This window comes from Ideonella sp. sgz306126 (genome assembly GCF_056032705.1).
Map to the genome: position 1 here is coordinate 642807 of NZ_JBVYWP010000003.1, position 18189 is coordinate 660995.

17 protein-coding genes and 1 pseudogene are annotated in these 18189 nt (G+C 69.4%); 5 read left to right on the forward strand and 13 right to left on the reverse strand.

The window, feature by feature from the left end; all coding sequences use genetic code 11:
- Positions 1 to 96 precede the first annotated feature (96 nt).
- Positions 97 to 1746 (forward strand): 3-(methylthio)propionyl-CoA ligase, encoded by a 1650-nt coding sequence (locus AC0N04_RS11385; RefSeq protein WP_474281622.1) that lies wholly within the window; start codon positions 97 to 99, stop codon positions 1744 to 1746.
- 37 nt (positions 1747 to 1783) lie between these two features.
- Here AC0N04_RS11385 and AC0N04_RS11390 read toward each other — a convergent pair whose 3' ends face one another.
- From AC0N04_RS11390 to AC0N04_RS11405, 4 genes and pseudogenes are all read right to left on the reverse strand, one after another.
- A complete protein-coding gene (locus tag AC0N04_RS11390) occupies positions 1784 to 2119 on the reverse strand; it encodes an FKBP-type peptidyl-prolyl cis-trans isomerase (RefSeq protein WP_474282057.1) in 336 nt (111 codons plus the stop codon).
- A gap of 21 nt (positions 2120 to 2140) precedes the next feature.
- Positions 2141 to 2488: pseudogene (locus AC0N04_RS11395) on the reverse strand (FKBP-type peptidyl-prolyl cis-trans isomerase); the annotation flags it as partial.
- A 9-nt stretch (positions 2489 to 2497) separates the two neighbouring features.
- Positions 2498 to 3460: a tRNA glutamyl-Q(34) synthetase GluQRS gene (gene gluQRS / locus AC0N04_RS11400; RefSeq protein ID WP_474281624.1), complete on the reverse strand. Its 963-nt coding sequence runs from the start codon at positions 3458 to 3460 to the stop codon at positions 2498 to 2500.
- Positions 3450 to 4439 (reverse strand): LysR family transcriptional regulator, encoded by a 990-nt coding sequence (locus AC0N04_RS11405; protein WP_474281626.1) that lies wholly within the window; start codon positions 4437 to 4439, stop codon positions 3450 to 3452. The genes gluQRS and AC0N04_RS11405 overlap by 11 nt, the downstream gene beginning before the upstream one ends.
- Positions 4440 to 4541: 102 nt before the next feature.
- Between AC0N04_RS11405 and AC0N04_RS11410 the strand changes: the two genes are divergently transcribed.
- Positions 4542 to 5246: a pirin family protein gene (locus AC0N04_RS11410; protein ID WP_474281628.1), complete on the forward strand. Its 705-nt coding sequence runs from the start codon at positions 4542 to 4544 to the stop codon at positions 5244 to 5246.
- A 21-nt stretch (positions 5247 to 5267) separates the two neighbouring features.
- Here the strand turns inward: AC0N04_RS11410 and AC0N04_RS11415 are convergent, their stop codons facing one another.
- Both AC0N04_RS11415 and AC0N04_RS11420 read right to left on the reverse strand, forming a co-directional pair.
- On the reverse strand, positions 5268 to 5573 hold the full coding sequence (locus tag AC0N04_RS11415; RefSeq protein ID WP_474281630.1) for a hypothetical protein: 306 nt from the start codon (positions 5571 to 5573) through the stop codon (positions 5268 to 5270).
- A 184-nt stretch (positions 5574 to 5757) separates the two neighbouring features.
- A complete protein-coding gene (locus tag AC0N04_RS11420; protein WP_474281632.1) occupies positions 5758 to 6711 on the reverse strand; it encodes an alpha/beta fold hydrolase in 954 nt (317 codons plus the stop codon).
- 132 nt (positions 6712 to 6843) lie between these two features.
- On the opposite strand from AC0N04_RS11420, the gene dnaE reads away from it, so the two are divergent.
- The 3 genes from dnaE (at position 6844) to AC0N04_RS11435 (ending at position 12386) form a co-directional block, all read left to right on the forward strand.
- Entirely contained in the window at positions 6844 to 10386 is a 3543-nt protein-coding gene (dnaE, locus tag AC0N04_RS11425; protein WP_474281634.1) for a DNA polymerase III subunit alpha, read from the forward strand.
- 146 nt (positions 10387 to 10532) lie between these two features.
- Positions 10533 to 11021 carry a hypothetical protein gene (locus AC0N04_RS11430; protein WP_474281636.1) on the forward strand — a complete coding sequence of 163 codons (489 nt, stop codon included), beginning with the start codon at positions 10533 to 10535 and terminating at the stop codon, positions 11019 to 11021.
- 120 nt (positions 11022 to 11141) lie between these two features.
- A complete protein-coding gene (locus tag AC0N04_RS11435; RefSeq protein ID WP_474281638.1) occupies positions 11142 to 12386 on the forward strand; it encodes a patatin-like phospholipase family protein in 1245 nt (414 codons plus the stop codon).
- 42 nt (positions 12387 to 12428) lie between these two features.
- On the opposite strand, the gene AC0N04_RS11440 is transcribed toward AC0N04_RS11435, so the two are convergent.
- From AC0N04_RS11440 to AC0N04_RS11470, 7 genes are all read right to left on the reverse strand, one after another.
- Positions 12429 to 12797 (reverse strand): ComEA family DNA-binding protein, encoded by a 369-nt coding sequence (locus AC0N04_RS11440; RefSeq protein WP_474281640.1) that lies wholly within the window; start codon positions 12795 to 12797, stop codon positions 12429 to 12431.
- Positions 12794 to 13825: a glycosyltransferase family 10 domain-containing protein gene (locus tag AC0N04_RS11445; protein WP_474281642.1), complete on the reverse strand. Its 1032-nt coding sequence runs from the start codon at positions 13823 to 13825 to the stop codon at positions 12794 to 12796. Before AC0N04_RS11445 ends, AC0N04_RS11440 begins: the two co-directional genes overlap by 4 nt.
- Before the next feature lie 10 nt (positions 13826 to 13835).
- On the reverse strand, positions 13836 to 14789 hold the full coding sequence (locus tag AC0N04_RS11450) for a WaaS/CpsH family glycosyltransferase (RefSeq protein ID WP_474281644.1): 954 nt from the start codon (positions 14787 to 14789) through the stop codon (positions 13836 to 13838).
- Between the two features lie 97 nt (positions 14790 to 14886).
- A complete protein-coding gene (locus AC0N04_RS11455; RefSeq protein WP_474281646.1) occupies positions 14887 to 15894 on the reverse strand; it encodes a glycosyltransferase family protein in 1008 nt (335 codons plus the stop codon).
- Between the two features lie 21 nt (positions 15895 to 15915).
- Positions 15916 to 16671: a glycosyltransferase gene (locus tag AC0N04_RS11460; RefSeq protein ID WP_474281648.1), complete on the reverse strand. Its 756-nt coding sequence runs from the start codon at positions 16669 to 16671 to the stop codon at positions 15916 to 15918.
- A complete protein-coding gene (gene lapB / locus AC0N04_RS11465; RefSeq protein WP_474281650.1) occupies positions 16671 to 17819 on the reverse strand; it encodes a lipopolysaccharide assembly protein LapB in 1149 nt (382 codons plus the stop codon). The genes AC0N04_RS11460 and lapB overlap by 1 nt, the downstream gene beginning before the upstream one ends.
- The gene (locus AC0N04_RS11470) at positions 17809 to 18108 is read right to left on the reverse strand and encodes a LapA family protein (RefSeq protein WP_474281652.1); all 300 of its coding nucleotides are present in this window, start codon (positions 18106 to 18108) and stop codon (positions 17809 to 17811) included. The genes lapB and AC0N04_RS11470 overlap by 11 nt, the downstream gene beginning before the upstream one ends.
- Positions 18109 to 18189: the final 81 nt, after the last annotated feature.

An 18189-nucleotide genomic window follows, 5' to 3' on the forward strand; every position in this document is an offset into this window, starting at 1 on the left:
TCCGCGACGCAGGGGCATTAGGGGCAATCCGCCCCAGGATGGGCGCGGGCCCTGCCTATGATGCGGGCAGACCAATTTCTCACGCAGGAGAACGCCATGAGCGCCTTGATGGGCCAGATGATGCAGATGCCGATGATGATTTCATCGCTGATCCGACATGCCGCGCGGCACGCTGCCGATACCGAGGTGGTGTCCAAGCGCGTGGAAGGCGACATTCACCGTAGCACCTGGGCGCAGGTCGAAAAGCGCGCGCGCCAGCTGGCCCAGGCGTTGGCGCGGCTGGGCTGCCAGCCCGGCGACCGGGTGGGTACGCTGGCCTGGAACGGCTACCGGCACCTGGAGATCTACTACGGCAGCGCCGGTTCGCAACTGGTGACCCACACCATCAACCCACGCCTGTTCCCGGAACAGATCGCGTGGATCGCCAACGACGCCGCCGACACCGTGCTGTGCTTCGACCTGAGCTTCCTGCCGCTGGTCGAGAAAATCGCGGCCGAGCTGACCACGGTTCGCCATTTCGTGCTGATGACGGACCGTGCCCACATGCCGGCCAGCAGCACGATCCCCCAACTGCTGTGCTACGAGTCGCTGATCGAGGCCGAGGACGGGCGCTATGCCTGGCCCGAATTCGACGAGAACACCGCCTGCACCATTTGCTACACCTCGGGCACCACCGGCAACCCCAAGGGCGCGGTCTACAGCCACCGCTCTACGGTGCTGCACGCCTACGGGTCGGCGCTGCCGGATGCGATGAACTGTTCGACGCGCGACGTGATCCTGCCGGTCGTGCCGATGTTCCACGTCAACGCCTGGGGCATCCCCTATTCGGCCGCGCTGGTGGGTGCCAAGCTGGTGTTCCCGGGGCCGCACCTGGACGGCAAGTCGCTGTACGAATTGTTCGAGAGCGAGAAGGTCACGTTCTCGGCCGGCGTGCCCACGGTCTGGCTCGGCCTGCTGACCTACATGAAAGCCAACCAGCTGAAATTCAGCAGCTTCAAGCGCACGGTGATCGGCGGCTCGGCCTGTCCGCCGGCGATGATGAAGACGCTGCAGGAGGATTTCGGCATCGAGGTGATCCACGCCTGGGGCATGACCGAGCTGTCGCCGCTGGGCACCTTGTCCAAGCTGATGAGCAAGCACGACGGCCTGCCGCACGAGGCGCAGCAGCGCCTGCTGGAAAAGCAGGGTCGGGTGCTGTACGGCATCGACATGGCGATCATCGACGACGATGGCAAGTCGCTGCCCTGGGACGGCGTCAGCACCGGCAACCTGGTGGTGCGCGGCAGCTGGGTCATCAGCCGCTATTTCGGCCGCAGCGATTCGCCGCTGGTCAGCGTGGATGGCGAGCCGGGCTGGTTCCCGACCGGCGACGTGGCCTCCATCGATCGCGACGGCTTCATGCAGATCACCGACCGCAGCAAGGACGTGATCAAGTCCGGCGGCGAGTGGATCAGCTCGATCGACCTGGAAAACATCGCGATGGCCCATCCGGACGTGCATGAGGCCGCCGTGATCGCCTGCCGGCACCCGAAGTGGGACGAACGCCCGCTGCTGGTGGTGGTGAAGAAGCCGGGTGCGCAGCTCACCCGCGACGCCTTGCTGGCCTTCTTCGAGGGGCGCATCGCCAAGTGGCAGATCCCCGACGACGTCGCGTTCGTCGACGAACTGCCCCACACCGCGACCGGCAAGCTGCAGAAGCTCAAGCTGCGCGAGCAGTTCCGCGACTACAGGCTGCCCACCGTCTGACGGGTTCCGGGCGACCGGCCGGATGGCCCGGCCGGCGTCAGACCGACAGCAGATCCACCTCGAACACCAGCGTGGCATGCGGCGGGATCACGCCGCCCGCGCCGTGCGCGCCATAGCCCAGGTGCGGCGGGATCACCAGCACCCGGGTGCCGCCCACCTGCATGCCTTGCACGCCCTCGTCCCAGCCGGCGATCACCATGCCCTGGCCGAGATCGAATTCGAACGGGTCGCCGCGGTCCTTGCTGCTGTCGAATTTGCGTCCGCGCTGGTTCGGCGCCGACGCGTCGTGCAGCCAACCCGTGTAATGCACCGTCACGCTGCGGCCGGCCCGGGCCACGTCGCCGCTGCCCACCACCAGGTCGGTGATCACCAGGGGCGGCCGCTCGGGCGTGGGCAGCAGCGAGACCTCGAACACCAGCGTCGCATGGGGTGGAATCACGCCGCCGGCGCCGCGCGCGCCGTAGCCCAGCTCGGGCGGAATCGTCAGCACCCGGGTTCCGCCGACGCGCATGCCCTGCACGCCTTCGTCCCAACCGGCGATCACGTTGCCGGCACCGAGCTCGAATTCGAACGGATCGCCGCGATCCTTGCTGCTGTCGAACTTGCGGCCGCGGCCTTCGGGGGCGGTCGCATCGTGCAGCCAGCCGGTGTAATGCACGGTCACGTGCTGGCCGGCGCGGGCCGCCTCGCCGGTGCCGGGCACCACGTCGTCGAATTGCAGGCCGCTGGGGGTGGTGGTCATGGGAGTCCGTCAGGTCTCATCGGGCAAAACAAGGGCCGCATCATGCCATCGCTCGCGCCAGGCTCCGGTGGCGGCCGAGAGGAAGTCGGCCACGCTGGCGCCGGGCAGTCCGGCGGGCAGGCCCAGGTGGTCGGCGGCGCGTCGCAGGGCCGCCAGCGGCGAGCGCAGGTCGAGGGCGGCAGCGCCGTTCTGTTTCGACAGCTTCTCACCGTCGGCCGCGAGCACCAGCGGGGTGTGCAGGTAGCTCGGCGTGCGCCAGCCGAGCAGGCGCTGAAGATGGATCTGGCGCGGCGTGTTGTCGGCCAGGTCTTCTCCGCGCACCACGTGGGTCACGCCCTGCCAGGCGTCGTCCACCACCACGGCCAGCTGGTAGGCCCACAGGCCGTCGGCGCGGCGCAGCACGAAGTCGCCGACCTCGCGCGTCAGGTCCTGGCCTTGCGGCCCCAGCCGCCGGTCCAGCCACGCGATGTGCAGCGGCGCGCCGTCGGGCGCATCGCTGCGCACGCGCCAGGCCCGCGCCGGGCGGCCCCGCAGGCCCGCGCGGCAGGTGCCGGGGTAGACGCGTTCCTGGTGGCGCGCCGGCTCGGCGCCGCGCGCCACCAGCGTGGCCTCGATCTCCTTGCGGCTGCAGGCGCAGGGATAGGCCAGCCCGCGCGCCTGCAGCGTGGCCAATGTGGCGCGGTAGGCATCGTCGCGGGTGGATTGCCACACCGGCGGCGCGTCCGGCAGCAGGCCGCAGGCGGCCAGCTGGCGCAGGATCTCGTGGTCCGCTCCAGGCACGCAACGCGGCGTGTCGACGTCTTCGATGCGAACCCACCAACGACCTTCGTGGGCACGGGCGTCCAGCCAGCTGGCCAGCGCCGCCACCAGCGAGCCTTCGTGCAGCGGGCCGGTGGGCGAGGGCGCGAAGCGGCCGGTGTAGCCCGCCGGCTTGCGGCGGGCGGGTCGGCGCGCCCTGGGCTCAGTCGACATCCGAGGGCAGGCCGCAGTGGCGCTCCAGCAGCGCTTGGCGTGTGGTGGCGCTCTCGAGCTGGTTCAGCCACCATTGCAGCGCCAGGCCTTGCGGAGCCTTGCGCGCCCCGCCCACGCTGGCCCGGCGCCAGGCGTAACCCAGCCGGACGGTGCGGCGCTGGCGACTGACCGCCTTGGCCACCAGGCGGCCGGTGCGGAGGTGGTCGCGCACCATCACTTCGGGCACGAAGCCGCAGCCCAGGCAGCGCAGCTGGGCCTCGATCTTGGCCTGCATGCTGGACACCGTCAGCACGTCCTGGCCAGGCAGCAGATTGACGGTGATCGGCGACAGGCGCTTCGCCGAATCGGCCACCGCGACCGCGCGGTGGCGCAGGATCTCGGCATCGTCGATCGGCTCGGCCAGCGCGGCCAGGGGATGGTGCGGCGCGACCGCGAAGACCAGGCTCAGGTCGCCCAGCGGCTTGACGTCGATGCCGCTGGCGGTCGCATCCAGCGGCACGCCCAGCGCCAGATCCACCTGTCCGGAGAGCAGCGCCTCCCAGGTGCCGGCCAGCACCTCGGTGCGCAGGCGCAGGCGGGTGCCCGGTCCGCTGTCGCCGCCGGCCGGGCGCAAGGCGTAAAACGATTCGCACAGCTCAAGCAGGGTCAGGCGCGACAGGATGCCGTCGCAGGCGATGGTGAGCTGGCTCTCCCAGCCGGTCGACACCCGCCGGACCCGGTTCGCCACCGCATCCATCTCCAGCAACAGCCGGCGGCCTTCGGCCAGCAGTTCCTCGCCGGCGGCGGTCGGGCGGGCCTGGCGCGAGCGGCGATCGAACAGCAGCACGTCCAGCGCGTCTTCGAGCTGGCGCACGCTGTAAGTCAACGCCGACGGTACCTTGCCCAGTTCGCGGGCGGCGGCGGCAAAACTGCCGGTGCGCGCGATCGCGTCCATCATCAGCAGGGCATCGGGCGTCAGGGCGTGGCGGCGGTCGTTCATCGCGGTTCATCTTATTTGAAGTCTCGCTTCAGCGGCTTGCGATCCGCCCTGCGGCGGCGCGTCCTACAGTCGAGGCCTCCTGGCAATTCCGAGGGCCCGACGATGATCATCCTGCGCAAATCCGAAGACCGCGGCTTCGCCGACCATGGCTGGCTCAAGAGTCAGCACAGCTTCTCGTTCGCCGACTATGTGGACCCGGCCCAGATGGGTTTCGGCAACCTGCGGGTGATCAACGAAGACCGCATTGCGCCGGGCACCGGCTTCGGCACCCATGGGCATCGCGACATGGAGATCCTCAGCTACGTGCTGGAGGGCGAGCTGGCGCACCGCGACAGCATCGGCAACGGCGCCGTCATCCGTCCCGGCGAAGTCCAGCGCATGACGGCGGGGAGCGGCGTGCGCCACAGCGAGTTCAACCACGCGGCCGATCAGACCACGCACTTTCTGCAGATCTGGCTGCTGCCCGCGGCGCGCGACCTGGCGCCGGGCTACGAACAGCAGTCGTTCTCCGAGCAGGATCTGCGCGGCCGCCTGCACCTGGTCGCTTCACCGGCCGGCGGGGGCGGTGCCGTGACGCTGCACGCCGACGCTTCGCTGCGCATCGGCCGCTTCGACGGCCTGCAGCAGCGGGCCGAACTGGCGCTGGCGCCGGATCGCCTGGCCTACGTCCACGTGGCGCGGGGGCGGCTGCGGGTCAACGGCCTGGACCTGGGCCCGGGGGATGCCGCCAAGCTCAGCGCCGAATCGACGCTGACGCTGGATCACGCCGACCAGGCCGAGGTGCTGGTGTTCGACCTGGCGCCTTGAGCGGGCCAGGGGGGCGGCCCTTCACTGGGGCAGGGCCGCCTTGCTCTGCTGTTTCTGCGCCCGCGCGGCCTTGGCCGCTGCATGAGCCGCCTTGGCCGTGGCGCGGTCTTGCTGCAGCTTGGCCTTGGCGGCCGCCAGCGCGGCGGGATCGCCGCTCGCCTTGGCGGCCTTCACATTGGCGCGATCGGCCTGCACCGCCGCCTTGTCCTGTTGCAATGCGGCCTTGTCGATGGCTCCGGTGCCGGCCGGCATCGGGGGGGTCTGCGCGACCGCCAGCGTCGTGGCAGTGACGGTGGCGAGCAGCATGGCGATCAGCGGCGTCTTCATGGCGAACCTTTCTTCAGCGGCGGCGGGCGATGCCAGAGGTCGGGCAGGCGGCCCACCCGAGGCGCGACGGCAGTCCGACAGCGCGGTTGACCAGCTTGCCACCGGCGCTCCTGCCGGAGCGTGAATGCGAGGTAAAGAAACGGCGCAGGCCCGACGACACACCCCACCGCCGTCCGGGGGCCCGTCAGTGCAGGCCCAGGAATGGCCGCAGCACCCGCAAGCTGCGCTCCGGATCTTCCTCCTGGGGCACGTGGCCCAGGCCGTCGAACACCACCAGTTCGCTGTGAGCGATGTCGTGCGCGAAGCGCTGGGCGGTGTCGGGCGGGATCAGCCGGTCGCTGCCGCCCCACAGGACCAGCGTGGGCTGGCGCAGTGTGGCGATGCGCGCGCTGTCGTCGCCCATCGACATCTGCTGCAGGCGCAGCGCCAGGGCGCGGCGGTTGCCGGCGCGCAGGTTGAGTTCCAGGTAGCGATCGACCAGCGCCGGCGTGATCCTGCGCGGGTCGGCGTAGACGCCTTCCAGGGCGGCCTGCACCAGCGGGCGGGGCAGCGTGTACCGCAGCAGGCGGCCGGTGATCGGCCATCGGGCCAGGCGCCACACCAGGGGCACCGAACCCGCCACGAAGGGGTAGCCCGACGCGTCGACCAGCACCAGCCGGTCCACCCGCTGCGGTGCCAGCGTGGCCACCCGCCAGGCCACTTCGCCGCCCAGCGAATTGCCGCCCAGCACCACGTGGCGCAGCTTCAGAGTGTCCATCAGGTCGAGCACGAAGCGGGCCAGGGTGTCGCCGCGGTAGTCGTCGGGGGCGTACTGGCCCGCGAAGGGTCCGGTCAGCCCGAAGCCCGGCAGGTCGAAGGTGACGACGCGGCGCTGGCCCTTCAGCCCGGCGACCCAGCCTTCCCAGGTGTGCAGGCTGGATGCGGTGCCGTGGATCAGCACGATCGGCGAGGGATCGCCGCGGGGGCCTTCGTCCCGGTAGTGCACGATCTGGCCCTTGACGTCCAGGAAGTTCGATGGCGGCGGCGCCCAGCGCGCCACCAGCGACTCCAGCGGGCGGTCCGGATCGCGCAGCATCGGCACGGCCAGCGACGTCAGCAGCAACAGCACGCCAAAGGCGCGAAGGAGCAGCGAGATCATGCGGCGGCCTCTTTCATGGCCCGGCGCGCGGAACCGATTCGCCCTGCGGATACTGCGGTGGAGGAGCAATGGTCCATCGCCCATTCTATGCACCGCGGCCGGCGCCGATGGGGCGCTTCGTAGAATGACGCGATGCCCTTTGTCCACCTGCGATCCCACACCGAGTATTCCGTCGTCGACGGCACCTTGCGCATCGACGACGCTGCGGCGGCGGCACGCGCCGACGGCCAGGTGGCCTTGGGCATCAGCGATCTGGCGAACCTGTTCGGCGCGGTCAAGTTCTACAAGGCCTGCCGCGGCAAAGGGGTCAAGCCCGTCATCGGCGCCGACGTGTGGATCGAGCCCTTGCCCGAGAGCGGCGACAAGTCCGCGACCCGCCTGCTGCTGCTGGTGCAGAACGCGCAGGGCTACCTCCACCTGTGCGAGCTGCTGGCCCGGGCCTGGACGAGCAACGTGCAGCGCGCCCAGGCCTGGCTGCGCTGGGACTGGCTGGCCGAGCTGAACGGCGGCCTGATCGCGTTGTCGGGCGCCGAGTTCGGCGCTGTCGGCATCGCGCTGCTGGCGGGCGACCGGCCGCGCGCGACCGCGGCGGCGCACGCGATGGCGGCGTTGTTCCCAGGTCGCTTCTACCTGGAATTGCAGCGCGGCGGCCTGCCGCACCACGAAGCGCTGGTGCGCGCCAGCGTGCCGCTGGCGGCCGAACTGCAGCTGCCGGTGGTGGCGACGCACCCGGTGCAGTTCCTGGCGCCGGACGACTTCGAGGCCCACGAGGCGCGGGTCTGCGTGGCCGAGGGCGAGACCCTGGCCAACCCCAAGCGGGTCAAGCGCTTTTCGCGCGAGCAGTATTTCAAGACCCAGGCCGAGATGGAGGCGCTGTTTGCCGATCTGCCGTCGGCGATCGCCAACACCGTCGCCATCGCCCAGCGTTGCAGCCTGAGCCTGGTGCTGGGCAAGCCGCAACTGCCCAACTTCCCGACGCCGCTGCTGGCCGATGGCACGCCGATGCCGATCGCCCAGTTCTTCCGCGAGGAAAGCCTGGCCGGCCTGGAAGCGCGGCTGGCGATGCTGTTCCCCGACCCGGCGCGGCGCGAGGCCGAGCGCCCCCGCTACCTGGAGCGGCTCGAATTCGAGCTGGACACCATCCTGAAGATGGGTTTTCCGGGCTATTTCCTGATCGTGTCGGACTTCATCAAGTGGGCCAAGAGCCACGGCTGTCCGGTCGGCCCGGGGCGGGGTTCGGGAGCGGGCTCGCTGGTGGCCTACGCGCTGCTGATCACCGACCTGGACCCGCTGCAGTACAACCTGCTGTTCGAGCGCTTCCTGAACCCGGAACGGGTCTCGATGCCCGACTTCGACATCGACTTCTGCCAGGGCAACCGCGACCGCGTCATCGACTACGTCAAGGACAAGTACGGCCGCCAGGCGGTGAGCCAGATCGCCACCTTCGGCACCATGGCCGCCAAGGCGGCGCTGCGCGACATCGGCCGGGTGCTGGGCATGGGGTTCGGCCATGTCGACTCGATCGCCAAGCTGATCCCGGCGCCGCCGGGCAAGACGGTGACCCTGGCCAAGGTGCCCGACAAGCCCGACGAGAAGCTGATCTACGCCCGTCTGGAAGCGCCGGAGCTGGAGCAGCGCGAGGCCGCCGAGGAAGAGGTGGCGGCGCTGCTGAGCCTGGCCGCACGGGTCGAGGGCATGGTGCGCAACATCGGCATGCACGCCGGCGGCGTGCTGATCGCGCCCGGCAAGATCACCGATTTCTGTCCGCTCTACCAACAGCCCGGTAGCGACTCGGCAGTGAGCCAGTTCGACAAGGACGACGTCGAGGCGATCGGCCTGGTGAAGTTCGACTTCCTGGGCCTGGCCACGCTGACCATCCTGGAGTTGGCCAAGGACTTCATCGTCGCGCGCTACCCGGAGCGCAAGGACTTCGCCTACGAGACGATTCCGCTCGACGACAAGTCGGTCTACAAGCTGTTCTCCGACGGCCTGACCGAAGCCGTGTTCCAGTTCGAAAGCCGCGGCATGCAGGGCATGCTGCGCGACGCCAAGCCGTCGCGCCTGGAAGACCTGATCGCGCTGAACGCCTTGTACCGGCCGGGTCCGATGGACCTGATTCCCAGCTTCGTCGCCCGCAAGCACGGCCGCGAGCCGGTGGAGTATCCGCATCCGTTGGTGGAGAAGGTGCTGGGCGAGACCTACGGCATCATGGTCTACCAGGAACAGGTGATGCAGACCGCCCAGGTGCTGGGGGGCTACTCGCTCGGTGGCGCGGACATGCTGCGCCGCGCCATGGGCAAGAAGAAGGCGGAGGAGATGGCGGAGCACCGCGCCATCTTCCGCAAGGGCGCGGCCGAGAAGGGCATCAGCGAGGCCAAGGCCGACGAGGTCTTCGACCTGATGGAGAAGTTCGCCGGCTACGGCTTCAACAAGTCGCACGCGGCCGCCTATTCGCTGCTGGCCTACCACACCGGCTGGTTGAAGGTGCACTACACGGCCGAGTTCTTCGCGGCCAACATGACCATCGAACTCGGCGACACCGACAAGCTCAAGGTGCTGCTCGCCGACGCGACCAAGAACTTCAAGCTGGCGTTCGAGCCGCCCAACGTCAACAGCGGCGTCTATCGCTTCGAGCCCATGCCGGGGCCCGAAGGACGCAAGAAGATCCGCTACGGCCTGGGGGCCATCAAGGGCACCGGCCAGGGCGCGATCGAGGCCATCGTCGCCGCGCGCGAGGCGGATGGCCCGTTCGCCAGCCTGTTCGACTTCTGCGCGCGCGTGGACAAGGCCCGGTGCAACAAGCGCGTGGTGGAGGCGCTGATCAAGGCCGGCGCGTTCGATACCTTGCACGCCGACCGGGCCAGCGCGCTGGCCAGCGTGGGCCTGGCCTTCGACTGGGCCGAGACCCAGGCCGTCAACGCCAACCAGGGCGGATTGTTCGATTTCGACGGCGGCGACGGCCACGGCTCGCACACCCAGGAGCCGCCGCTGGTGCCGGCCGAGCCGTGGAGCGTGCGCGAGAAGCTCTCGCTGGAGAAGACCGCCCTCGGCTTCTACCTCTCGGGGCACCTGTTCGACCAGGACGAGGCCGAGGTGCGGCGCTTCTGCAAGCGCCGTGTGGCCGACCTGATCGACTCGCGCGAGCCGCAGCTGCTGGCCGGCATCGTCAGCGACCTGCGGGTGGTCAATGGCCAGCGCGGCCGGGTCGCGATCTTCAAGGTCGACGACAAGAGCGAGCCGATCGAGGCAGTGGCCAACGAAGAACTGCTGGACGCGAACAAGGAACTGCTGCGCGACGACGAACTGGTCATCGTGCAGGGCAAGGTCCAGCCCGACCGCTTCAGCGGCGGCCTGCGCCTGAACGTGGCCCAGGTCTGGAGCCTGGCCGCCGCGCGGGCCCGTTTCGGGCGCTACCTGTCGGTCCGCGTGCAGGACGGGACGCCGCCGGTGGCCGAGGTCGTGGCCAGTTTCCCGGCCCACGTCGAGCGCAGCGAGCAGGGCGACTTGGTGCAAGGCCTGGGCGTGCGCCTGAGCCTGCGGCGGCCGACCGTCTCGGCGGAACTGGACCTGGGCGAGCAGGGCCGCTTCTGGCCCAGCGACGAGGCGCTGGCGCGCTGGATGGCGGTGGCCGACCAGGGGCAGGCCCGCATCGTCTACGACGACGCCGGCGCCTGACGCCACGGCGCGTGGCCCCACGGCGTCTGCGGGTAAGTCTTCGTTTCAGCGGCCGGGTCCTGCCAACCAAGAGACCGGCTCGCGCGTTGAGCTGTCGTGGTACTTCCCGCGACACTGCGCCGGACTCAACCTCCGGCATTTCCATCATGAACCAGCTTTCTTCCCTTTCCCGAAGCGGCCGGCCGATGCTGCGCTGGGCAATGGCCGCTGCGCTGGCGGGCCTCGCCGGCACCGCGGGCGCCACCGACGTGGGCGTCTCGCTCTCGTTCAGCCAGCCGGGTGTCTATGGCCGCGTCGACATCGGCCAGTTTCCGCAGCCGGCCGTGATCGTTCCGCAGCCCATGATCATCCAGCCGCCGATGGTGCAGGTCGGCCCACCGGTGCAACCGGTCTACCTGTGGGTGCCCCCGGCCCATCGCCGCAACTGGCGCCACTACTGCGCGCGCTACCAGGCCTGCGGCGTGCCGGTCTACTTCGTGCGTGAAGACTGGTATCGCCAACACGTGGAGCCGGCGCAGCGCTACCGCGGAGGCCCGCCGCCGGGGCGCGGCTGGGACCGCGGCGACGATGGCGGTGATCGGGGTCATGACCGGGGCCACGGCCGAGGCCATGGCCGGGACGACGGCGACCGCTGAGCACCGCACGGAGGATGTCTTGGCCGGGGCCGGCCCGCGGCCAAGACCCCGGTCTGTACCGGGTGAACCTGCCAATTGGACGGATCAGGACCAGGGTGCGCCGCTAGACTGGCTCGCACCATGGCTGAACCGATCACCGGCCTGATCCTCTCCGGCGGCGGCGCGCGCGCTGCCTACCAGGTGGGCGTGCTGTCGGCGATCCGGCAGCTTCGCTCCGGCAGCCTCGCTCCGCTGCACAACCCGTTTCCGGTGATCGCCGGCACGTCGGCGGGCGCGATCAACGCCGCGGCGCTGGCCGGCGGGGCCGACGATTTCGATGCCGCGGTCGAGGGCATGGTCGCCGTCTGGCGCGCGTTCCACGCCGATCAGGTCTACCGGGCCGACTCGCTGGGTGTGATCCGGTCCGGCGCCGGCTGGCTGACGATGATGTCGATCGGCTGGATCATCGCCCGCTGGCGCAGGCTCAAGCCGCGCTCGCTGCTCGACAACACGCCGCTGGTCGGCCTGCTCGAACGCATGGTCCGGCTCGACCGCGTGCCGGCGATGCTGGCCGAGGGTCATCTGAAGGCCCTGGCGGTCACGGCGTCGAGCTACACCTCGGGCCTGCACGTGACCTTCTACGAGTCGCTGCGGGAAGCCACTCCTTGGGTGCGCTCGCAGCGCCGCGCGGTGCGCGACCGCATCGGCCTGCGCCACCTGCTGGCCTCGTCGGCGATCCCCTTCGTGTTTCCCGCCACCGCCTTGCCCATCGGCGACCAGCGCGAATGGTTCGGCGACGGCTCGATGCGCCAGGCGGCGCCGATTTCACCGGCGGTGCACCTGGGGGCCGACCGCATCCTGGTGATCGGCGCGGGCCGCATGCACGAACCGCCCGGGCGCCGGGTGGTCGATACCGGCTATCCCAGCATGGCGCAGATCGCCGGCCATGCCTTGTCCAACATCTTCCTGGACGCGCTGGCGGTGGATGTGGAGCGGCTGCAGCGCATCAACCACACGCTGAGCCTGCTCCCGCCGGAAGCCCGCGCCAGGACCACCCTGCGGCCGCTCGAAGTCCTGGTGATCGCGCCCAGCCAGCGGCTGGACGACCTGGCCGCGAAGCACCTGAATGCACTCCCCGTGCCGATCCGCGCGCTGCTGCGCGGTGTCGGCGTGTCGGGGCAGGGCGACGACGCGCGCGGCGCCGCGCTGGCCAGCTATCTGCTGTTCGAGGCCGACTACACCCGCGATCTGATCGCCCTGGGCGAGGCCGACACCTTGGCCCGGCGCGACGAAGTGATGCAGTTCTTCGGATGGCAGCCCTGGCCGGTGAACGGACCGGGGGCCACCCCGCGGGCGGCCGCGATGCCGCTGCACGCGACGCTCTGAGCGCACCGCTCGCGCGTGTCACGGCGGTGCGGGGCCCGAGCTTCAGCGCCCGCCCGGCGTCCCGAGGATCTCTTGGGTGCTGGCCTGCGCGCTGGAGGCGGTCGCGGCCGGCGCGGCCACCGCCGCCGCCCAGGCCTGCCCGGCCACGGTCAGGCCGGCCGCCGACAGCCGGCTCGCGCGAGCCGGCCCGATGCCGCGCAGTCGCGCGATGAAATCCGACCAATCGCGGAACAGCCCCGCCTGCCGTTCGGCCAGGATCTGGTCGGACAGGGCCGGCCCGATGCCTTGGACCTGTTCCAACTCGGCCTGATTGGCGTCGTTGACTTCGGTCGCACCCGCCGTCGTCAGGCCGGCGGCGAGCAGCGCCATCGACGCCAGCGCGCAGCGCAGGGCAGGCAAGGCGGGTGTCATGCGGCGCTCCAGGCGGCCCGGTCGGCGACGATCGTGTCGACCAGGACCTGGCACCAGTGGGCATTGCCGAAGCGCTCGGCCGCCGGGCTGGCGAGGAACTGCCGCATCGCCCGCTGGTAGGCGGCAAAACCGGCCGGGGTGATGTCATCCAGGTGGCGGCGCAGGTCGGCCGGGCTGGCGAAGGCGTCGCCATCGACGTAGCAGTCGGCCGGGATCGGCGGCTGCGCGTGCCGCGTGCCGATGTAGACCGGCACGCAACCGCTGGTGAAGCAGTCGAAGATCTTCTCGGTCAGGTAGCCCGGGCTGCCGCGCGAGTTCTCGTAGCAGATGCAGAAACGGGCGCGGTCCAGCACCTCGGCCTTGCGCCGCACCGTGCCGCGGTAGCTCGGAAAGGGACGCCGCCAGGGAAACAGCCTGCGTGCCCATTCGTTCAGGCGCTTCTCGATGCGGCCCAGGTGGCCGGGGCGCACGGGGGGGATGTCCCAGCCGTGGCCATACAGCGCGAAGCGATCGGGCGCGTGGCGCTCAAATTCGCGGATGGCGGCCACCCGCTGGGCGTGCAGATTGCGCGGGTCGGGATGCAGCAAGGCCTTGTTCGAGGCGATCAGCACGCAATGCAGGTCACGCCCGTCCCAGCCCGGCACGTCGCGCAGCGACAGGTCGTTCGGGTAGTCCAGGCGCAGGATGTGGTCGCCGTCGATCAGGTCTTCGTTGCTGGTGAAGACCCGCCGGTAATGGGCCAGCACCCGGCGCTCGGCATTGATCGGGCGCACCACCGGATCTTCGTACAGGTAGGCGTAGCAGGTGGCGGCGCTGGGCTGGTTCAGCCGCCGCTGGGCGTTCAGGTGCAGTTCGAACGCCACCGGCCGGCCGGCGTTGCGGTCGGCGGTGTTGAGCTCGATCCCACGTTCGGCGAAGGCCTCTCGCAACCGGCGCCAGGGTAGAAAGAACTCGCCGCCGTTGGGCCCGGCCCCGGGCGTGAACGGGCGGTTGTCGCGCATCCTGCCGACGACCAGGGTGGCGAGCATCGGGGCGGCTTCAGCGGTCAAACTGCTTGATCCAGTGGTCGATGTCATGGGCTTGCAGGACGGCGGGATCCACCGGCGCTGCCGGTCGGTTCAGGAAGGATTTCAACTCGGCGGGCTCGTGTTCGCCGATGATGAACACGCGGTCCGGGCTGTAGAGCGGCGAGTCCTTCAGCGACCGGTTGTTGGTGATCAGCTTCTTGTTCAGAAACGCGGCTTCCAGGCTGCGGAGGGTCGGTCCGCTTTGGGTCGATTGAAGAAGTTCCAGCAGGCACCGCGACTGTGCCACGAGCGCGAGGTTGTCTGCATATGGCAGCCAAAGGGGGGTGACCCAGACCTGCTCGTCCGCAGCGTATGCCTTGCGCTTGTCTGCGACGATGTGGAAGTGGGTGCTGAGGCCGTCGCGTTGCAGGCGTTGTTGCCATTGCCTCAGCTCGTTCAGGCGCCCCTTGTCGATGCCTAGAAAATAAACGTCGTGCAGCAACGGGACGGTCGGCGGCATGTCGATGTGCCGATAGACCTGCGGGAGCGTGCGAAATCCGAAATCCTGGGCGTCCTGCGGATCGAAACTGTACGAGGTGATGCCGGCGCGGCGCAGCCAGTAGCGATAGAACATCCGGCTGAGCAGGTGCTTGCGGTAATTGCGCACCGGGTTCCAGATCCATTGGTGCAGTTTCCGCGTGTTGATGAATTTCCGGATGATCTGGAGATCCTTTCGGTTCTCGATCGCGAAGAACAGCACCGAGTCGTCCGGCGTGATTCGCGACAACTGCTGGAGGTAGTCGTCGTCAAAGAAAAGGGAGCGGCGCAGCCCTGGCAGGAGATAGACCTCGACGGCCCGGCACAGCGTTCGACGCATGCTGCGAGCGGGCAGCGGATGCTCGATCACGGTGACGTGATCGGATTGCCTGAGTTCCTCGAACAGGAAGTCCGTCAGCGCGTAACTCGGAACGATCGCGTAGAGCATGGGTCGCCTGCCTTCGAGGTGCCGGGGCCGAGGCTGGTTTCAGGTCGCGGGTCCGACGGACATCGGGCAGCAAGCGTCCCGCATTCCTGCGATGCCGTCAGTGAATCAGGTCGAAGGCCTTCAGCCGCCATCGTTCGGACCAGGTGGCCGGGCGGATCGCCGGCGACTCGGTGCCGGTGATGGCGGCTCGCACCTGCTCGTAGAAGCGGTCCCAGTGGTAGTGCGTGTCGAGTTGGCGCTGACCTTGCGCTTGCAGGCTCATCAGTTCGGCATCGCTGAGGGCTTGAAGGCGCTGGAACACGGGTTCGGCGGCAGCCACGTCGTTCAACGGCACGTTGACGATGCCCTCGCGGTGCTCATAGCCGCTCTGCATCGTGACCACCGGGATCAGACCCCAGGCCATCGATTCCAGGATCGTCGTCGGGTTGGCGTCCATCGCGCCGACCGTGATCATGAAGTCGAATTCGGCCACCGCCTTGCGTGCAGCGTCGGTGGAGAAGTCCATGAAACCGAGGGGATGGACGCCCGGGATGCGCTTGCGGCCTCGGCCGATCCACGAGATGTCTGCCGACGGGCAACCCGCCTGCAGCCGGGCCAGATAGCCCACGTTCTTGTTGTGTGCGGTGTGACCGATGTAGACGAATTTGCGCTGCCCCGGCGGGTTGAAACGGGTCTTGACGAAGGGAAAGTGCTGTCGATTGACCGCCAGATCCATGTGGCGCATCTTGGGTTGCCAGCGCCGCATGGCAGCGTCGCCGATGCGGTTGAACCAATAGTTGCCCGTGATCGCGAGGAACAGGTCGCAATGGTCCAAGTGGCGATCGTAGAACGCCACTTGGCGCAGGTCGTCGGCATACGGCGCCATCAGGATGCGGCGCGCAAAGCCGGGCTGGCGCACCGATTGGTTGAACACCGAATCCTTGCGCCAATGGGGGTGGCCGATCAGCACGTCGCCAGGTTCGGGTTCGATGCGTACCTGGTCGCGCCAGTTGTAAAAGCGGACCGTGAAGTCGCGCTGCAGCCGGTCACCGACCTCGTTGCCGATGCAGAACGGCGAGGCGTTGCGGGCGAGGTCGCGCGGATAGATGAAATGGACGGTGCTCATGGGCGCGTTCGGTAGCGGCGCTCACTCGCGCCAATGGTCGGCGATCCAGGGGGCGGGGCGGGCATGGCGCCAGTTGCCGTTGCTGCGGCCGGCCAGCGCGTCGGGCGGGTTCATCACGCCATGGAAGATCAGGATGCGCGCGCCTTCGGGGATGGCGGGCGGGCGCAGGTAGTTCATCGGAAAGCGCGGGATGCAGTGGTACTTCCAGCTCGCGCACCACGCCGCCGGCCAGTAGCCCAGCCGGCCCTGACGGTGCAGCACCTCGGAAAGAAACGCCTGCTCGTTGCGCAGGCGCTGGCGTACCTGCTCCTGGGTCGCGAGAAACTCGGCCAGCACGTCGGCATGGGCGCCCAGCGTGAAGCGGTAGACCGATGAGTTGCCGGTGATGCGCCAGGGGCGCTTCCAGTCGTGGATGATCAGGAACTCGCCCGGCTGCTCGAAGAACGGTGTGATGTCGTCGACGATGACCACGTCCAGGTCGAGGAACAGCGCGGTACCGCGCAGGCCGTGCAGATCGGCCTCGAAGGTGGTGAGCTTGGTCCAGCCGCGCTCCGGGATGCCGGGCGGCAGCGCCAGGCTGGGGATCGGCAGGCATTGCACCTCGGCGCGGATGCCGTCGCTGCGGTCGGTCAGGCAGACGAAGCGGAAGTCGCCACGCAGGTGCCGTCGCACCATCGCATAAAGGCGGTTGACGTACTCGGGGCCGTACTTGCTGCCCCATTTCATGCACAGCACGACGCGGGCGGGCGAGGGCGCTGGGGGGGAGGGCAGGGTCATCAGAGTTCTTCGAGTTGCCGCGGCGGGAAGCTGTCCCAGCCGTGGCAACCCGGGCATTGCCAGAAGTAGCGCTGGGCCTCGAAGCCACAGGCGGCGCAGCGGTAGCGTTGCAGCGGACGGGCAGCGCGGGCGACGGCTGCGCGCACGGCGCCGGCAGCGGCTTCGTCCCAGGCGTTGGCCGGGCGGGCCAGCATGGCTTGTGCGGCGCTCAGCGTGGGCAGGCTCGTCAGATGAGCCTGCAGCAGCGGGGAGTCGCTCAGCGATTGTCCGTCCAGCCGGGCCAGGGCGCGCAACAGGTCGAGACCGGGGGCGAGCTCGTAGGCCTGGGACAGCGTCTGGCGGGCCGCGTCGACCTGGCCGCAGGCCAGCGCGGCTTCGGCATACTCGGTCGCCACCAGCGGAAAGCTGGCGGGTGCATTCAGCCTCAGCGTGGTCCAGCGGGCCAAGGCCTCGTCGGCGCGGCCGGCCTTCATGGCACGCTGTCCGGCCAGCAGCAGCGGGCGGGGGGCCTGCGGGTCGGCCTCGAGCGCGCGGGCCAGCGCGGCGTCGGCTTCGGCCGTCTGGCCGCGGGTCTGCGCCTCCAGCATCAGTTCGCAGTGGTGGTGGGCGATGCGGGTCCGGAAGGTGCCGGTGCCGCTTTGTTCGAGCGCGGTGGCGGTCTCGGCAGCGGCACGCCAGTCGCGCGAGCGCTCGTACAGGTTCAACAGCGCCAGCCGGGCTTCGGTGTCGAACGGACTGCCCCGCAGCGCCTGGTAGGCCTGCTCCGCGCGGTCGAACAGGCCGGCCTTCATGAAGTCGAGCGCCAGCTCGTGCTGGGCGCGGTCGCGGTCGGCGGCGATCAGGTCGGCGCGGCCGAGCAGATGCTGATGGACACGCACCGCCCGTTCGAACTCGCCGCGCCGCCGGAACAGGCTGCCGAGTGCGAAGTGCAGCTCGGTGGTGTCCGGGTTGTTCTGGACCGCCTCGATGAAGGCGTCGATGGCCTTGTCCTGCTGTTCGTTCAGCAGCAGGTTCAAGCCCTTGAAATACGCGCGGGGCGATTCGCGGTGCTCGCGCCGGAGTTGGCGCAGGTCGAGCCGCGACGCCAGCCAGCCCAGCGCAAAGAACGCAGGCAGACCCAGCAACAGCCAGCGCAGGTCAAAGTCCATCGACCGGCGGAGCTGAAAGCGGGGTGGCGGGCGCCGCCGGCGCCGGATCCGAAGGGGCCGGGCGGGCCAGGCGTTGGGCCCGGCGGCGGTGGCGCCACCAGCTGGGCGTGAGGGCCAGCACGCCGATCACGACGCCGGCCGTGAAGGCGGCCAGCACGATGATGACCAGCGGCGCGGTCCACGCATAGCCGAAGAACCAATGCAGCGCGACGCTCTGCTGGTTGTTGAGCGAGAACGCGAACAGCGAGAAGAAGATGAAGGCCCGGAAGAGCCAGACGAGGATGCGCATCGGTGCCCTGTTGGTGAGGCCATTTTAGGCAAGCTGGCCCACCCCCTCGGGTCCCGGAAAAGAAAAGGGCCCCGAACGGGG

Bases quoted from the DNA above. Each gene is read 5' to 3' on its own strand.
- AC0N04_RS11450 (WP_474281644.1), bottom strand. From the start codon at position 14,789: ATGCTCTACGCGATCGTTCCGAGTTACGCGCTGACGGACTTCCTGTTC.
- AC0N04_RS11420 (WP_474281632.1), bottom strand. From the start codon at position 6,711: ATGATCTCGCTGCTCCTTCGCGCCTTTGGCGTGCTGTTGCTGCTGACG.
- gluQRS (WP_474281624.1), bottom strand. From the start codon at position 3,460: ATGTCGACTGAGCCCAGGGCGCGCCGACCCGCCCGCCGCAAGCCGGCG.
- AC0N04_RS11455 (WP_474281646.1), bottom strand. From the start codon at position 15,894: ATGAGCACCGTCCATTTCATCTATCCGCGCGACCTCGCCCGCAACGCC.
- AC0N04_RS11410 (WP_474281628.1), top strand. From the start codon at position 4,542: ATGATCATCCTGCGCAAATCCGAAGACCGCGGCTTCGCCGACCATGGC.
- AC0N04_RS11430 (WP_474281636.1), top strand. From the start codon at position 10,533: ATGAACCAGCTTTCTTCCCTTTCCCGAAGCGGCCGGCCGATGCTGCGC.
- AC0N04_RS11415 (WP_474281630.1), bottom strand. From the start codon at position 5,573: ATGAAGACGCCGCTGATCGCCATGCTGCTCGCCACCGTCACTGCCACG.
- lapB (WP_474281650.1), bottom strand. From the start codon at position 17,819: ATGGACTTTGACCTGCGCTGGCTGTTGCTGGGTCTGCCTGCGTTCTTT.
- AC0N04_RS11445 (WP_474281642.1), bottom strand. From the start codon at position 13,825: ATGCTCGCCACCCTGGTCGTCGGCAGGATGCGCGACAACCGCCCGTTC.
- AC0N04_RS11470 (WP_474281652.1), bottom strand. From the start codon at position 18,108: ATGCGCATCCTCGTCTGGCTCTTCCGGGCCTTCATCTTCTTCTCGCTG.
- AC0N04_RS11435 (WP_474281638.1), top strand. From the start codon at position 11,142: ATGGCTGAACCGATCACCGGCCTGATCCTCTCCGGCGGCGGCGCGCGC.
- AC0N04_RS11440 (WP_474281640.1), bottom strand. From the start codon at position 12,797: ATGACACCCGCCTTGCCTGCCCTGCGCTGCGCGCTGGCGTCGATGGCG.
- AC0N04_RS11385 (WP_474281622.1), top strand. From the start codon at position 97: ATGAGCGCCTTGATGGGCCAGATGATGCAGATGCCGATGATGATTTCA.
- AC0N04_RS11460 (WP_474281648.1), bottom strand. From the start codon at position 16,671: ATGACCCTGCCCTCCCCCCCAGCGCCCTCGCCCGCCCGCGTCGTGCTG.
- AC0N04_RS11405 (WP_474281626.1), bottom strand. From the start codon at position 4,439: ATGAACGACCGCCGCCACGCCCTGACGCCCGATGCCCTGCTGATGATG.
- dnaE (WP_474281634.1), top strand. From the start codon at position 6,844: ATGCCCTTTGTCCACCTGCGATCCCACACCGAGTATTCCGTCGTCGAC.